The organism is Achromobacter denitrificans NBRC 15125 (assembly GCF_001571365.1).
GTDB classification, from domain to species: domain Bacteria; phylum Pseudomonadota; class Gammaproteobacteria; order Burkholderiales; family Burkholderiaceae_B; genus Achromobacter; species Achromobacter denitrificans.
This window is the reverse complement of the sequence record NZ_BCTQ01000023.1, coordinates 19,854-34,891: the sequence shown is the minus strand read 5'-3', so window position 1 is coordinate 34,891 and position 15,038 is coordinate 19,854. Positions and strand designations below refer to the sequence as shown.

At 65.8% G+C, this 15,038-nt stretch carries 15 protein-coding genes and 1 pseudogene; 6 read left to right on the top strand and 10 right to left on the bottom strand.

Going from position 1 to position 15,038, the window contains the following annotated elements; all coding sequences use genetic code 11:
- The first annotated feature begins 20 nt into the window (after positions 1 to 20).
- The 3 genes from ADE01S_RS19110 (at position 21) to ADE01S_RS19100 (ending at position 1,819) form a co-directional block, all read left to right on the top strand.
- A complete protein-coding gene (locus tag ADE01S_RS19110) occupies positions 21 to 731 on the top strand; it encodes a Crp/Fnr family transcriptional regulator (RefSeq protein WP_062683309.1) in 711 nt (236 codons plus the stop codon).
- 59 nt (positions 732 to 790) lie between these two features.
- Positions 791 to 1,252: a MarR family winged helix-turn-helix transcriptional regulator gene (locus tag ADE01S_RS19105; RefSeq protein WP_062683308.1), complete on the top strand. Its 462-nt coding sequence runs from the start codon at positions 791 to 793 to the stop codon at positions 1,250 to 1,252.
- Positions 1,253 to 1,393: 141 nt separating this feature from the next.
- Positions 1,394 to 1,819, top strand: coding sequence for an organic hydroperoxide resistance protein (locus ADE01S_RS19100; protein WP_062683307.1), 426 nt, complete (start codon positions 1,394 to 1,396; stop codon positions 1,817 to 1,819).
- A gap of 219 nt (positions 1,820 to 2,038) precedes the next feature.
- Here the strand turns inward: ADE01S_RS19100 and ADE01S_RS19095 are convergent, their stop codons facing one another.
- The 7 genes and pseudogenes from ADE01S_RS19095 to ADE01S_RS19070 form a co-directional block, all read right to left on the bottom strand.
- Positions 2,039 to 2,761: an ABC transporter ATP-binding protein gene (locus ADE01S_RS19095; protein ID WP_062683306.1), complete on the bottom strand. Its 723-nt coding sequence runs from the start codon at positions 2,759 to 2,761 to the stop codon at positions 2,039 to 2,041.
- Between the two features lie 17 nt (positions 2,762 to 2,778).
- A complete protein-coding gene (locus tag ADE01S_RS19090; RefSeq protein ID WP_062683305.1) occupies positions 2,779 to 4,701 on the bottom strand; it encodes a branched-chain amino acid ABC transporter ATP-binding protein/permease in 1,923 nt (640 codons plus the stop codon).
- Between the two features lie 5 nt (positions 4,702 to 4,706).
- Positions 4,707 to 5,579 (bottom strand): branched-chain amino acid ABC transporter permease, encoded by an 873-nt coding sequence (locus tag ADE01S_RS19085; protein ID WP_013396765.1) that lies wholly within the window; start codon positions 5,577 to 5,579, stop codon positions 4,707 to 4,709.
- A gap of 183 nt (positions 5,580 to 5,762) precedes the next feature.
- On the bottom strand, positions 5,763 to 6,926 hold the full coding sequence (locus ADE01S_RS19080; RefSeq protein ID WP_062683304.1) for an ABC transporter substrate-binding protein: 1,164 nt from the start codon (positions 6,924 to 6,926) through the stop codon (positions 5,763 to 5,765).
- A 319-nt stretch (positions 6,927 to 7,245) separates the two neighbouring features.
- Positions 7,246 to 8,184 carry a LysR substrate-binding domain-containing protein gene (locus ADE01S_RS19075; RefSeq protein WP_062683303.1) on the bottom strand — a complete coding sequence of 313 codons (939 nt, stop codon included), beginning with the start codon at positions 8,182 to 8,184 and terminating at the stop codon, positions 7,246 to 7,248.
- A 52-nt stretch (positions 8,185 to 8,236) separates the two neighbouring features.
- Positions 8,237 to 8,368 (bottom strand): annotated as a pseudogene (locus tag ADE01S_RS32170) (antibiotic biosynthesis monooxygenase); the annotation flags it as partial.
- Positions 8,359 to 8,991: a LysE/ArgO family amino acid transporter gene (locus ADE01S_RS19070; RefSeq protein WP_062683302.1), complete on the bottom strand. Its 633-nt coding sequence runs from the start codon at positions 8,989 to 8,991 to the stop codon at positions 8,359 to 8,361. The gene ADE01S_RS19070 and the pseudogene ADE01S_RS32170, both read right to left, overlap by 10 nt.
- A 150-nt stretch (positions 8,992 to 9,141) precedes the next feature.
- Here ADE01S_RS19070 and ADE01S_RS19065 point away from each other — a divergent pair, with 150 nt between their 5' ends.
- Positions 9,142 to 10,041, top strand: a complete 900-nt coding sequence (locus ADE01S_RS19065) for a LysR family transcriptional regulator ArgP (protein ID WP_062683301.1) — start codon at positions 9,142 to 9,144, stop codon at positions 10,039 to 10,041.
- Between the two features lie 19 nt (positions 10,042 to 10,060).
- Complete coding sequence (locus ADE01S_RS19060; protein WP_062683300.1) at positions 10,061 to 10,561, top strand: copper chaperone PCu(A)C; 501 nt, start codon at positions 10,061 to 10,063, stop codon at positions 10,559 to 10,561.
- 253 nt (positions 10,562 to 10,814) lie between these two features.
- Here ADE01S_RS19060 and gdhA read toward each other — a convergent pair whose 3' ends face one another.
- Both gdhA and ADE01S_RS19050 read right to left on the bottom strand, forming a co-directional pair.
- Positions 10,815 to 12,161, bottom strand: a complete 1,347-nt coding sequence (gdhA, locus tag ADE01S_RS19055; RefSeq protein WP_062683299.1) for an NADP-specific glutamate dehydrogenase — start codon at positions 12,159 to 12,161, stop codon at positions 10,815 to 10,817.
- Positions 12,162 to 12,590: 429 nt separating this feature from the next.
- On the bottom strand, positions 12,591 to 13,202 hold the full coding sequence (locus tag ADE01S_RS19050; protein WP_062683298.1) for a LysE family translocator: 612 nt from the start codon (positions 13,200 to 13,202) through the stop codon (positions 12,591 to 12,593).
- A 105-nt stretch (positions 13,203 to 13,307) separates the two neighbouring features.
- On the opposite strand from ADE01S_RS19050, the gene ADE01S_RS19045 reads away from it, so the two are divergent.
- On the top strand, positions 13,308 to 14,237 hold the full coding sequence (locus ADE01S_RS19045) for a LysR substrate-binding domain-containing protein (protein WP_062683297.1): 930 nt from the start codon (positions 13,308 to 13,310) through the stop codon (positions 14,235 to 14,237).
- Here ADE01S_RS19045 and ADE01S_RS19040 read toward each other — a convergent pair.
- Positions 14,219 to 15,007 (bottom strand): exodeoxyribonuclease III, encoded by a 789-nt coding sequence (locus ADE01S_RS19040; RefSeq protein ID WP_062683296.1) that lies wholly within the window; start codon positions 15,005 to 15,007, stop codon positions 14,219 to 14,221. The two genes, ADE01S_RS19045 and ADE01S_RS19040, sit on opposite strands and share 19 nt — an antisense overlap.
- Between the last annotated feature and the right edge of the window lie 31 nt (positions 15,008 to 15,038).

Below are 15,038 nucleotides of genomic sequence, written 5' to 3'. Positions count from 1 at the left end.
GACCTTTTAGGGTATTCCCGATGCAGCTATCCGACTCCCTGCAACTTGCCGCGGCCTGGTTTCGCGTGCTCGATCGCGAACAGCAAATGCGCGTCGAGCGGGACCTGACCGTGCAGCAGGTCGTTGCCGGGTCGATCATAGAGCGCAAAGGCGAACTCGCACAGGCTTGGATCGGCGTGTTGGCCGGCCTGGTCAAGGTGTCCGTGGGCAATGCCGAAGGCAAGGTGGCCTCGCTGACCGGCGTGCCCGCCGGCGGATGGATAGGCGAGGGCTCGCTGCTCAAGCGCGAAGTCCGCAAGTACGACATCGTCGCGCTGCGGGATTCGGTGGTGGCGCGCCTGCCCGGCGCGACGTTCGACTGGCTGCTGGACACCAGCATCCCCTTCAACCGCTATCTGCTCCATCAATTGAACGAGCGCGTGGCGCAGTTCATCGGCAAGGCGGAGTACGACCGTCTGCTGGACCCGGACGCGCGCGTGGCCCGCTGCCTGGCTGAACTGTTCAATCCTTTGCTGTATCCCGGCATGGGGATGCGCCTGACGATTACCCAGGAAGAAGTAGGCTATCTGGCCCGGGTATCGCGCCAGCGGGCCAACCAGGCGCTGCGCAAGCTGGAAGAGGCCGGGTTGCTGAACGTGGAGTACGGCGCGGTCCGGGTGCTGGACCTGGAAGGCTTGAAACATTATGGGTCGGATCGCGGCGCGGCCGAGGGAGAGCCGGCGGCCGGCTAGCGCGCCTCGCGCCGAAAAAAACGCTTGACGTTAAATAGCGCGCTATTTAATATTGCGCAATGAAATCCAGATCCAAACCCAAGAGCGGCTTCAATCCGCTGCTGCTGGACAACCAGCTGTGCTTCGCCCTGTACTCGACCTCGCTGGCGATGAACAAGGTGTACCGCAAGCTGCTGCGCGATCTGGACCTCACCTACCCGCAGTATCTGGTGATGCTGGTGTTGTGGGAAGGCGATGGCATCACGGTTACGGATATCGGCGAACGCCTGTTCCTGGATTCGGCCACGCTGACGCCCCTGCTCAAGCGGCTGGAAGCGGCCGGCCTGGTGACGCGGCAGCGCGCCCAGGAAGACGAGCGCCAGGTGATCGTGGCCTTGACCCGGCAAGGCCGCGATCTGCGCGAGAAGGCGCAGGCAGTGCCCCAGGCCATCGCCTCGGCCGCGCAATGCACGCTGGAAGAGGCGCAGGGCACCATGAAGGCCCTGCATGCCCTGCGGGAGAAGCTGGTCGGCAGTCTTTGAGGCGGAGGGTGGCGCCTGCCATCTTCCGGTCATTTAAGTAGTGCACGATATAGTTGTGTGCGATGTTGTTGGTAGGCCGTAGCGGGAATGGTCCCGCCAGGCCAGGCAGTTCCCCTTTTCTCTTTACGAAGGAAACCCATCATGTCTATCGAAAAAGTGCTGTACCGCGCCCACGCGCACGTCACCGGCGGCCGTGAGGGCACGGGTGCCTCCGACGACGGCAACCTGAACGTCAAGCTGACCACGCCCAAGGAACTGGGCGGCGCCGGCGCGGCCGGCACCAATCCCGAGCAATTGTTCGCGGTGGGCTACGCGGCCTGCTTCATGGGCGCGATGAAGTTCGTCGCCGGCCGCGACAAGATCGCCATGCCGTCGAACGCCACGATCGACAGCGGCGTGGGCATCGGCCCCATCCCCACGGGCTTCGGGATCGAAGTGGAACTGAAGATCTCGCTCCCGGGCATGGACCGCGCCGAAGCCGAGAAGCTGGTCGCGGCAGCCCACATCGTTTGCCCGTACTCGAACGCGACGCGTGGCAACATCGATGTGACGTTGACGATCGTCTGATATCGTTCTTCGAGCGGGGCTCAAGCCCGCCCCATGCGCGTGAGCGTCATAGGCACGACGCAAGACACAGCGTAAGCCCCAAAAGGCCGCCCGCGCGGCCGGCCTGGGGCGGGCCCCGCAAGATCCTCCCCCACCCACCACCGTTGACCCGCGCCACGCGAGTCACCCCCGCGCCGGGCGTCTCAAGAACTCAAACAAGCAGCCGGCAAACAAACCAAACTAATGCGAGCCACCAAGATAGGCCGCTACAACCGCCGGATCATGCTTCAACTTATCCGCCGTCCCATGAACGGAAATCCGCCCGTTCTCCAGCACGTATCCATAGTCCGCCACGTTCAGCGCCGCGGCCGCGAACTGCTCGACCAGCAGCATCGTGACCCCTTCTTCCTTCAGCCGGGCGATGATCCTGAACACTTCCTCCACCAGGATGGGCGCCAACCCCATCGACGGTTCGTCCAGCAGCACCAGTTCGGGATTCAGCATCACGGCACGCGCCATGGCCAGCATCTGCTGCTCGCCGCCGGATAGCGTGCCGGCCAGCTGGTCGCGGCGTTCCTTCAGGCGTGGAAACAGATCCATGGCGCGGCCCAGGTCGGCCTGCACGTCCCCCTTGGGCCGGCTGCCCGTCAGGCGCGGAAAGGCGCCCAGGAGCAGGTTGTCGGTCACCGACAGGGTCGGGAACACCCGCCGGCCTTCGGGCGAGTGCGCCAGCCCCAGGCGGGCGATGCGGTGGGATTCCAGCCCGTCGATGCGCTTGCTGCCCAGGGTGATCTCGCCCGCGGTGGGGCGGATCATGCCGGACAGCGCCCGCATCGTGGTCGTCTTGCCGGCGCCGTTGGAGCCGATCAGCGTCACCACCTTGGCCTTGGGCACTTCCATGCTGATGCCGTGCAGCACCTTCACCTTGCCGTAGCCCGCTTCCAGATTCTTGATCGATAGCATGTTTCGTCCCCTTGGCGTCAGGCGGGCGCGCCGCCCAGATACGCCTCGATGACCTTGGCGTTGCTTTGCACTTCGTTGGGCAGGCCCTCGGCGATCTTCTGGCCAAAGTCCAGCACCGAGACCGTGTCGCAAACCCCCATCACCACGTCCATGTGGTGCTCGATGAGGATCAGCGTAATGCCGTGGTCGCGCACCTTGCGGATGATGGCCAGCAGCTCCACGATGTCGGGCGCGGTCAAGCCGGCCGCGGGCTCGTCGAGCAGCAGCAACTGCGGATCCAGCGCGAGGGCGCGGGCGATTTCGAGCAGCCGTTGCTTGCCGTAGGGCAGGTTGCGGGCCTCTTCGCTGGCCAGCGATTCCAGGCCCACGAATTCCAGCAGTGCCATGGCGCGCGCGCGGGCTCCTTGTTCCTCTCCCTTCCACTTCGGCGTGCGCAGCGCGATGCCGGCCAGCCCGGTGGTGAAGGTGTGGTGCAGGCCGACCAGCACGTTTTCCAGCGCGGTCATTTCCCCGAAGAGCTGCACGTTCTGGAACGTCCGCGCGATGCCCGCTTCGGCGATGTCGGCGGGCGCCAGGCCCACCAGGGACTTGCCCGAGAATTCCACCGCCCCGGCGGTCGGCACGTAAATGCCGGTCAGCACGTTCATCATCGTGCTCTTGCCGGAACCGTTCGGGCCAATCAGGCCATGGATGGTGCCGCGCTTCACGGTGAGGTCGACCTGGTTCAGCGCCTTGAGGCCGCCGAACTGCATCAGCACGCCCTTGGCCGCCAGCAGGGTCTCGTTCTTGCCCTTGGCGGCGTCGGGCACCGCTTCCTGCTCCTTGACCAAGTCCGACTTGACGGTGAGCGCCGTGCGGCGGCCGGAGAAGAACAGGTTGCGCACGAAACCCACGATGCCGTCGGGCAGGTAGTACACGACGAAGAGGATCATGGCGCCGAAGATGGTCAGGCGCCAGTCGGTCACCGCTTCCAGCCAATAGGCGAAGGCTGCCAGGACGATCGTGCCGATCACCGGCACCGCCACGCGGCGGGGCTCGGTGCGGCCCTTGGCTATCGCCATCGCGCTGCCCGCGGTGACCAGGACGGCCACGCCCAGCGCGATCAGCCTGAAGGTGGAGATGTCGTCCAGCATCTTGGGCAGCAGCACGATGATGGAGGCGCCCAGCAGCGCGCCGGTGCGGCTCTTGCGGCCGCCCATGATGATGGCCAGCAGGAACAGGATGGTGAGTTCGAAGTTGTAGGTATTGGGGGAGATGTACTGTTCCGAGTACGAGTAGAGCGCGCCCGCCAGGCCGGCGAAGCCCGCGCTGATGACGAAGGCGAACACCTTGTGCCGGTAGACCGACACGCCCATGCAGTCCGACGCGATCGGGCTGTCGCGCAGGGCCTCGAAGGAACGGCCCAGGTGCGACTTCAGGATGCGGTGCACCACGATCAGGGAGAGCACCAGCAGCGCGGCGACCAGCCAGAAATACTCGCTCTTGGTGAGGATGTGCCCGGCGATGGACGGCTTGTTGATCTTGATGCCCAGGGGACCTTCGGTGAGGAAGGTCATCTCGTTGATCAGGATCTGGATGATGGTGCCGAACGCCAGCGTGACCATGGCCAGGTACGGGCCCGTGACCCGCAGCGCCGGCAGCGCCAGCACCGCCCCGAAGGCCGCGGCGATCAGGATCGCGGCCGGGAGGATGATCCAGATCGGCATCTGCAGATGGAAGAACAGCACGCCGGCCACATAGGAACCGATGCCGAACAGGCCGGCATGGCCCAGCGAGACCTGGCCCGTGTAGCCCACCACGATATCGAGCCCGAACAGCAGGATCGCGTAGATCATGATGGTTTCGATCAGGTGCAGGTAATACGTGTTGGTGACGCCCAGCGGCACGGCGGCCAGGCAGGCCACGGCCACGATGGAAAGCAGGAGGTGCAGGGGTTTCATCGTCGTTACACCTTCTTGATCGCGGTCTTGCCGAACAGGCCGGCGGGTTTGAAGGTCAGGACGAGCAGCAGCAGCACCAGGCCGGGCACGTCCTTGTAGCCCGTGGAGAGGTAGAAGCCGGTAGTCGTTTCCGCAATGCCCAGGATCAGCCCGCCCACCACCACGCCCATGCCGCTGGACAGGCCGCCGATGATGGCGACGGCGAACGCCTTCAGGCCCAGCACCGCGCCCATGGTGGCGCCGGTCAGCGTCAGCGGCGCCACCAGCACGCCCGCGAAGGCGGCGGTCAGCGACGACAGCGCGTAGGAGAACGTGATCACCATGCCGGTGTTGATGCCCATCAGGCCGGCGGCGTCGCGGTCATTGGACGTGGCGACGAAGGCCTTGCCGTAGATGGACTTGCGGTTGAAGATTTCGACCAGCAGCATCATGGCCAGCGCGCCGAACACCACCAGCAGTTCCATCGGCAGGACGTTGGCGCCCAGCACCTGGATCGGCGCCTCGGGCAGCGGCGAGGGGAAGCGCAGGTCGTCGCGGCCCCAGATGTTCTCGGCCACGTTCTTGAAGATGATGCCCAGCGCGATGGTAGCCATGATCCAGCCGAACTCGGAGCGGGTCTTGATGGCGGGCCTGACGCCCACGCGCTCGACCAGCGCGCCTTGCGCGAAGCCGAAAATGCAGACGATGGGAATCATCACCCAGTAGTTCACTCCCAGTCCGACGAGGGTGAGCCCGACGAGCGCGCCCAGCATCAGGGCTTCGCCCTGGCCGAAGTTCAAGGTGCCCGACGTGGCGAAGGTGAGCTGGTATCCGAACGCGATGACGGCATAGATCATGCCCAGCGCGATACCGCTGTAGATAAGCTGTAGAAGAATCATGGTGTGTGTTCGTAGCGCCGGCGTTCCGATCCAGGCGATGTGGGCGGAACGCGGCGTTTAGTTGTCCAACGCGAAGAGCTGCGGCTCGGCAACGCCGCCCCGGTCCGGGCCGCGCGGAGCCGGCTTTGCCGGTCCGCAGAGGCGCCCCCCCTGGGGGGGCGCGAACGCGCTTCGGGGGGGCGTCTAGTTGGCCTTGACCACACGGCCGCCCTTGACCTCGCCGATGACCACTTCCTTCGCGGTGATCGCGTCGTGGTTCTCGTGGCTGAACGGCTTGTTGTAGGTCATGACCACGCCTTCGACCGGCGTCTGCAGGTTTTCCAGCGCTTCGCGGACCTTCGGGCCGTCGGTGGAATTGGCCTGCTTGATGGCGGCGGCGAGGAGGAAGATCGAGTCATAGCCCTGGGCCGCCGACACCGGGGAGTCGATGCGGTTGTTCTTGGGCTTGAACTTGGTCAGGTAGGCGTCGATGAACGCCTTGCGCTTCGGCGTGTCCGGATCCTGGATGAAGGTCTGCGGCATGCGCGCGCCTTCGCCGTTGGCGCCGGAGTTGTCGATGTAGTTGGCCATGGACAGGGTCCAGCTGCCGATGATCGGCACCTTCCAGCCCAGCTTGGTCATGCCGTTGGCGATCTGGGCCAGCTCGGGGCCGATGCCGTAGGTCAGCACGGCTTCGGCGCCGGCGGACTTGGCCTTGAGCAGCTGGGCCGTCATGTCGACGTCCTTGATGTTGAACTTCTCGACGGCGACGGGCTTGATGCCCTTGCTGTCCAGGGCCTTTTCCAGGTCTTCGCGGCCAAGCTGGCCGTAGTTGGTGGAGTCGGCCAGGATCGCGACCTTCTTGTAGCCGCGGCGGGTAATCGCTTCTTCGACGATCATCGGCGCCTGGATGCTGTCGTGCGCCGCGTTGCGGAACACGTAGTTGTCCGGGTACTCGGGGGCCTTGAACTGGTGCGTGATGACGCTGCCCGTGGCCACGTTGTTGAACACCGGGATCTTGGCGTCCTGGTAGAAGCGCTGCGAGGCCAGCGCCACGCCGGTGTTGATGTAGCCGACGGTGGCGGCGACCTGCTCCTTGTTGATCAACTCCTGGGCGATCTGCACGCCGCGCTCGTTCTTGGCTTCGTCGTCGCGTTCGACGGCGATCAGTTGCCGGCCCAGCACCCCGCCGTTCTTGTTGATTTCTTCGATGGCCAGGCGCACGCCGTCACGCATGCTGACGCCCATGGAGGACGAGCCTCCGGTGTAGGGGCCGGCGACGCCGATCTTGATCGGGTCGGCCGCGTGGGCGGCGGCCGTTGCGGCAAATGCGAGGGTTCCTGCTAGCAGCTTCAAACGAAAATCCATGGATGTCTCCGTTGTAATTGGTAGAACTGCGTGGAAAACCGTATGCCCGCGCCGAGTATCCCGGCGCTCTCCTGTGTTGCGTGTCGTGACTCTCTGCCCAATCGCTTACGCGAATCTGACCCGGCGGCGTTTTTCCGCGTAAATACCTAGTACGAGCGCACGGGGGCCTCGGTCATGCGTTGCAATGCAGCAAGGGATGGAACGAGAGGAACGGGGCCGGGAATGCGCCGTGGCGGCCAATGGGACAGTTGCGTTGGCCGCATCCTAGCCAGCGCGGCGCGCTGTTGCGCGGAATTTCATTCCGCCCCAGGCTGGAAATTTATTCCTGGCCGCCCCGAAGGCCGCATGGCCATTGGGATGCCTGTTTGCACACGTCTTCCAGCCATAGGGAAAACGCTTGCCGCGCGCCGCCGGGCGGACGCGAGGATTCGGTGCACAGGTAGTACTGGGATTCCCCGGGGATTTCGATGTCGAGCACGCGCACCAGCTTGCCTTCGTCCAGCCATTCCGCGGCCAGCGTGCGGCGCGTGAGCGCAATGCCCTGGCCGGCGCGGGCGGCGGCCAGCATCATGCCCAGGTCGACCAGCCACACGCCCCGCGAGGGCTCGGGCCAGTCCAGCCCCGCCGCGGCGAGCCAGGGGCGCCAGGGCTCCATCGGACAGCGCAGCAGCTGCGCCCGCGCCAGGTCGGCGGGCCGCTTGAAGGGGCCGCGCGCGTCGCGGTAGCCTGGCGCGCAGACAGCGAAGACCGGATCCTCGGTGAGCGGATGGGCGTGCAGGCCGGGGTATTTGCCGCTGCCGAAGCGGATCCAGACGTCCGCGTTCGGCGGCATGATGTCCAGGTAGGGAATGGACAGCATGATTTCCAGCTCGATGTCAGGATGCGCGGCGGTGAAGCTTGGCAGGTAGGGAATCAGGACCTGCCGCGCGAAGGTCGGGGTGGAGACCACGCGCAGCGGCTCGGGCTTGGGTTCGCCGCGCTTGTGCAGCGAGGCGTCCGACAGCAGGTCGAGCGCGGTGCGCACCTGATCCAGGTATTCGCGGCCGGCCGAACTGAGCGTGGCGCCCCGGCTGCTGCGGATGAAAAGCGAGACGTCCAGCAAGGCTTCCAGGGCGGCGATGCGCTTGCCGATGGCGCTGGCCGTGACGAAAAGCTCTTCGCTGGCACGTTCGAAGGAGCCCAGGCGCGCGGCCGCTTCGAACGCCTGGATGGCGGCCAGCGGCGGCAGGCGCACGTCTTTGGGGGAGGGTCCGCGCATGATCGTCTGGGGGGCCGGCGCTGCGCCTGACGAATGATTGGCAACGGACCGATTATAAGGACGGCGGCGCCAGCCCCTCTCCGTACTGCCGGAGCACCTGGGAAATCACGACGCGGTAGCCGCCAAGCCAGCGCGATTGGGCGGCTTTCTCCTCCCGGTGCGCGGGATGGCGGTTCAGACGCCTTTGATCGCGAGGCTGACGGCCAGGGCGGCCATGACCACGGCGATGAGGCCGTCCAGGATACGCCAGGCCGACGCGCTGGCGAAGAACGGCGCGAACAGGCGCGAGCCGATGCCCAGCACGGCCAGCCACAGCAGGCTGGCGGTGAGCGCGCCGGCGGCGAATGCCATGCGGGCGTCTTCGAAGCCATGCGCCAGCGAGCCGACCACCACCATGTCGAGCCAGAAGTGCGGATTCAGCAGCGAAAAGCCCAGCGCGCCCAGCATGGCGGCGCGGCGCGAGGGCACGGCCTCGCGCGCCGCGGCCAGCCCGCCCGTGGCCGTCCAGGCGCGGCGCGCCGATTGGAACGCATACCAGGACAGGAAGGCCACACCGAACCACAGCACGGCGGTCGTGAGCCAGGGGAACCAGGACGTCAGGGCCTGGAGGCCCGAAACGCTGGCGAAGATGAAGACGGCGTCGATCAGCGCGCAGATGGCGACCACGCTCAGGAGATGCGCTCGCATCAGCCCCTGGCGCAGGATGAAGGCGCTTTGCGCGCCCACGACGGCGAACAGGCCCAGCCCGGTGGCCGTTCCGCTGGCCCAGGCCGTGAAGAAAAGGGGGGAGGAAAACGTGGCGAACATGACGCATACACCTTATGACTGCTGCGCCTGTGGCGGCGCTTCTTTACCGGTGCCGGACACGGCTGGGGTGTCGGCAATGCGTCATTTTCCCTTGCCAAGCGTATGAATTAAAGCTAATTTTTCTTCACTATCTTAAGTAAAACTAATCTTATGAGACTCGATCACGGAAACCTGCGCGCGCTGGCCGCGGTGGTGCGCGAAGGCAGCTTCGAGCGCGCGGCGCTGTCGCTCAACGTCACGCCGTCCGCGGTGTCGCAGCGGATCAAGGCGCTGGAAGATCGCATGGGCCGCCTGCTGGTGCAGCGCACGGTGCCGGCGGCGGCCACGTCGGACGGCCAGGTGCTGGTCCGGCTGGCCGAGCAGACCGCGCTGCTGGAGCACGACGCCCTGAACCGGCTGGGCGTGGAAGACGACGACGTGCCGTATGCCAGCATTCCGGTGGCGGTCAACCACGACAGCCTGGAAACCTGGTTCGTCGACGCGGCCCTGCAGTTCTCGGCGCGCACCCGCGCGACGCTGGACATGCAATCGGAAGACCAGGACCACACCGCCGCCCTGCTGCGCAACGGCTCGGTGCTGGGCGCCGTGACCGCGCTGGCCGAGCCCGTGCAGGGCTGCCGCATCCATGCGCTGGGCAGCATGCGCTACGTGGCGACGTGCACGCCGGCTTTCCACAAGCGCTATTTTTCGCAAGGCGTGAATGCGCAGACGCTGGCGCAGGCGCCGGTGCTGGTGTTCAACCGCAAGGACGCCCTGCAGGCCCGCTTCGCGCACAAGATCGCGGATCCCGCGCCCTGGCAGCCGCCCGTCTGGTGGGTGCCGTCCACGCGCGCCTTCGTGCAGGCCACGCTGGGCGGCCTGGGCTGGACCATGAATCCCCTGCCGCTGGTGCAGGAGCATCTTGATGCAGGTCAGCTGATGCTGCTTCGGGGGCGGGCATGGGAGGATGTGCCGCTGTACTGGCAGCATTGGCGGGTAAACTCCGAAGCGATGGAAGCCCTGACCGATTCGGTTCTGTCGGCCGCTCGCGGCCTGATCCGGCGGCGTTAACCCCTTAGGAGAACAACCCATGAACATCCGCAAGTTCGCTGTCATTGCCGCCCTGGGCCTGTGCACGGCCGGCACGGCTTGGGCGAAGGACTACAAGGTTGGCCAGATCGAGATCGACGACCTCTGGGTCCGCGCCTCGGCGCCGGGCCAGTCCAATGGCGCGGGGTATATGGACATCGACAATGACGCCAAGGCGGAAGACCGCCTGCTGTCGGTCACCTCGGACGCCGCGGAGCGCGTCGAGCTGCACACGGTGCAGACCGAGAACGGCGTGTCCAAGATGCGCCAGGTGGAAGGCGGCATCGCCTTGCCCGCCGACACCGAGGTCAAGCTGAGCCCGGGCGGCTACCACGTCATGTTCATCAAGCTGAAGGCCCCGTTCACCGACGGCGCCACGGTGCCGGCCAAGCTGAAGTTCGAAAAGGCGGGCGAAGTGGCCGTGGAATTCAAGGTCAAGCCCGCATCGCACAACCCGGGCATGAACCACGGCGGCATGAACCACGGCGCGATGAAGCACTAAGCGTCAAGCGCCGCCCGCGCCCGAGGGCGCGGGTGTGGTTCACCCGAAAGATCCGAGAAGTCTGCATGGCTGGTTCAGGTGGGTCCCTGCCAATGAGGCAGATCCTCCCTGATCAGACAAGTTCTGCCCAAGAAAGCAGGTCTGCCCTGATGAAGCAGGTCTCCCCCCATCGGGGCCGCGCGGAGCCGGGCTCTGCCGGTCCGCAGCGGCGCCCCCCTGGGGGGGGAAGCGCGCAGCGCTTTCGGGGGGGGGGTTAGTACAACCCCTGCTGGCGCATGGCGTCGGCGACCTTCACGAAACCGGCGATGTTGGCGCCGTCGAGGTAGTTCACGTATTCGCGCTCGGTGTGGCCGTGGCGCACGCAGTTTTCGTGGATGTCGCGCATGATGGCATGCAGGCGGGTGTCGACTTCTTCGCGCGTCCAGGCCAGGCGGGCCGAGTTCTGCGCCATTTCCAGGCCCGACACCGCCACGCCGCCGGCGTTGCTGGCCTTGCCCGGCGCGTACAGCACGCGGGCCGCGATGAAGGCCTTGGCGGCCTCCAGCGTGGCAGGCATGTTGGCGCCTTCGGCGACGCAGAGCACGCCGTTCTTGATCAGGGTCTGGGCGTCGTCCAGTTCCAGTTCGTTCTGGGTGGCGCAGGGCAGGGCCACGTCCACGGGCACGTGCCACGGACGCTTGCCTTCTTCGTACTTCAGGCCGAATTGGCGGGCGTACGTGTCCAGACGGCCGCGCAGGTCGTTCTTGATGTGCATCAGCGCGACCAGCTTCTCATGGGTGAAGCCGGCTTCGTCCACGACCGTGCCGTTGGAATCGGAGATGGTAACGACCTTGGCGCCCAGCGCCATGGCCTTCTCGATGGCGTATTGCGCCACGTTGCCCGAACCCGATACCGATACGCGCAGGCCGTCGAACGAGCGGCCCACGCGCTTGAGCATTTCTTCCGCGAAGTACACGGTGCCGTAGCCGGTGGCTTCGGGGCGGATCAGGCTGCCGCCGAACGTCAGGCCCTTGCCGGTGAATACGCTGGCCGTCGAATTCGACAGCTTCTTCATCATGCCTGCCATGAAGCCGACTTCGCGCGCGCCCACGCCGATATCGCCGGCCGGCACGTCGGTGTCCGGGCCCAGGTGGCGGTACAGCTCGATCATGAGGGCCTGGCAGAAGCGCATGACTTCGGCGTCGGACTTGCCCTTGGGGTCGAAGTCGGAGCCGCCCTTGCCGCCGCCCATGGGCAGCGTGGTCAGCGAGTTCTTCAGGGTCTGTTCAAAGGCCAGGAACTTCAGGATGGACAGGTTCACCGAGGGGTGGAAACGCATGCCGCCCTTGAACGGGCCGATGGCCGAGCTGTGCTGGATGCGGAAAGCGCGGTTGACCTGGGCTTGGCCGCGGTCGTCGGTCCAGCACACGCGGAACTGGATCACGCGTTCCGGTTCCACCAGGCGTTCGAGCACGGCGTGCTCGGCGTAGTGGGGGTGCTTTTCGATGAAAGGCCACAGGCTCAGCATCACCTCCTGGACGGCTTGCATGAATTCAGGCTGTTGCGGGTCGCGCGCGGCGACGCCACGCAGGAAGTCGTCCAGACTCTGCACTTTCAACATGATCTCCTCGGGGGTGCTTCGAATAGGTGCGGACTGCGCCGGATTGGGGCGCGAAATACACGGTTTTGGTGCAAGGTCGCACCTGTATGGTGCGGAATTGTAGGGCTAAATTGTTGCCCTGCGCAAAGCCGAAAAACGCGCCATCACGTTGATATCAAAGCTCTTTTTCTAGACGATAAAATAGGGACGTATTGCTTCTGGAAAAGCTGCGGGAAGGGCTGGAACAGTCTGATTTTGGTCGATTTCCTTGAATTTCCTAGGGAAATTAATATGTCCCCAATTTTTAAGCCAGGAAGATCAAGGCTGTCCCCTTAACCGTAGGGGCGTCGGATAGGCCGGGCGAAGCGCTTCGGACACTCGTTGGGCGGGGGCGCGCTATTTATACGTCCCCATTTATTTATTTGAGAAAAGTCACACGCAGGCAACAGTTCATAGCTGGGCGGCGGCGAGCGCGCCGCCCAGCGCCATCAGGACGGCGCCCACCGCGCGGTCCACCGTTGCCTGATGGGCGAGCAGACGCTGGCGCAGCAGCGGCGAGGAAATCGACCAGGCCACGACGCTGAACCAGAGCCAGTGCGCCAACGACATGAACAGCCCATACCCGAACTGCCACGCCAGCGGCGTGCCGGGCGAGACGAGCTGCGTGTAGGTGCTGACCACGAACAGGGTGGTCTTGGGGTTCAGGGCATTCGTGAGGAAACCGCCCCGGAAGGCCCGCCAGGCCGATATCGCCGGGCCTGCCGGCGAGCCGCCGTCGACGGGCGCGCGATTGAAGAAGGTCTTCCAGCCGACGTAGGCCAGGTAGCAGGCGCCAGCCAATTTGATGCCCTGCAGCACGGATTGCGCATGGTGGGCGAGCAGGCTCACGCCGTACATCGTATAGAACACGTGCACCTGCACGCCCAGCGCGATGCCGAGGGCGCAGGTCAGGCCGGTGCGCCGGCCGAACAGGTAGCTGTAGCGCGTGACCATGGCGAAGTCCGGGCCCGGGCTGATGACGGCGAGAACGGTGATGAGGGCGACGGCGATCAATTCGGTCATGGCGAGGCGGCAAGTGGAAGGAGAGCCGGCATTCTGGCGCGCTGGCGCCCGACCCAAAAACGATTTTTAATGCTGGGTATCCGTCAGAAAAAATCACCAATCGCCATGAAATTGCCGCCCCTCAATGCTCTGCGCGTGTTCGATGCCGCGGCCCGTCACCAGGCATTCGGCAAGGCGGCCGAGGAACTGCACGTCACGCACGGGGCGGTAAGCCGACAGGTCAGGCTACTGGAGGAGAGCCTGGGCCTGGCGCTGTTCGAGCGGCGGAATCGGGGTGTTTTCCTGACCGATCAAGGCCGGCAGCTGCACGAGTTGACCGGCACGCTGTTCGAGCAGCTGTCGGCCGGCCTGGCCCGGCTGCGCCAGCCGGCGGGCGATGCGCCGCTGGTGCTGTCCTGCGAACCGACGATCGCGATGATGTGGCTGATTCCGCGCTTGCCGGATTTCCAGCGGCGCCATCCGGGCGCGCAGGTGCATCTGTACGCGGCCGGCGGCCCGCTGGACTTCGCCGCCCAGGGCGTGGACGTGGCGCTGCGGCGCAACGATTTCGAGTGGGACGCCGCGCTGCATGCCGAGCGCGTGTGCGACGAATGGACCGGCCCGGCGTGCCGGCCGGGCTTGGTGGGCGCGGTGTCGGCCGGCGCGGACGAGGATGACTGGGGCGGGGCGCCGGCGCTCGGCAGCGCGACGCGACCGCAGGCCTGGCGGCAATGGTCCTTGGCCGCGGGCCGCAAGCCTCCGCGGCGTGCCGGGCCGGTCTACGAGCATTTCTATCTGAGCTTGCAGGCGGCGGCGGCCGGGCTGGGCGTGGCGATCGGCTCCGCGTTGATGGCCTGCGATGCCTTGCGTGACCGCCGGCTGGAGGCGCCCCGCGGCTTCACGCGGGACGGCTCCGCCTATTTCCTGCTGTCGCCGCGGCCGTGCGCGGAGGATCCGCGGGCGGCGGCTTTCCTGGAATGGTTGCGGGAGGAGGCGGCCGCGTCGTTGCGCGAAGCCGCCGCCTGGCCCGCGCGGGATCAGAGCGTGGCGTCGTAGTCGATCGTCAGCGGCGCGTGATCCGAAAAGCGTTCGTCCTTGTAGATGGCGACGCTGCGGGCCTTGGCCGCGATGCCGGGCGTGGCGATCTGGTAGTCGATGCGCCACCCCACGTTCTTCGCCCAGGCCTGGCCGCGGTTGCTCCACCAGGTGTACTGGTCCGGCCGTTCGTCGATGGTGCGGAACACGTCCACGAAGCCGCGCTTGTCGAAGACGTCGGTCAGCCAGGCGCGTTCCTCGGGCAGGAAGCCCGAGTTCTTCATGTTGCCCTTCCAGTTCTTCAGGTCGATTTCCTTGTGCGCGATGTTCCAGTCGCCGCAGATGATGAACTCGCGGCCGGTGGTCCGGTGCTCGTGCATCAGGCCGTCGATCCAGGGACCGAAGCGGTCCAGGAAGCGGTACTTCGCCTGTTGCCGCTCGTCGCCGCTGGAGCCCGAGGGCAGGTAGGCGCTGATCACCGACAAGTTTTTCCAGTCGGCGCGGATGATGCGCCCCTCGGGGTCGAATTCCTCGCAGCCCAGGCCGGTGTGCACGCGCTCGGCGGCGTTGCGCAGGTAGATGCCGACGCCGCTGTAGCCCTTCTTCACCGCGTGGTGGAAGTGGCCGGTATAGCCGGGCGGATGGCGCAGGTCCTCGGTCAGGTCGTCGTGGGAAACCTTGATTTCCTGCAGGCAGAGCACGTCCGCGGCATGCTTTTCCATCCAGGGTTGCAGGCCCTTGCGGAAGGCGGACCGGATACCATTGAGATTGATCGACGTAACGCGCAGCAAAGCAGGACTCCTATAGGGCGGCCGCGAGGGG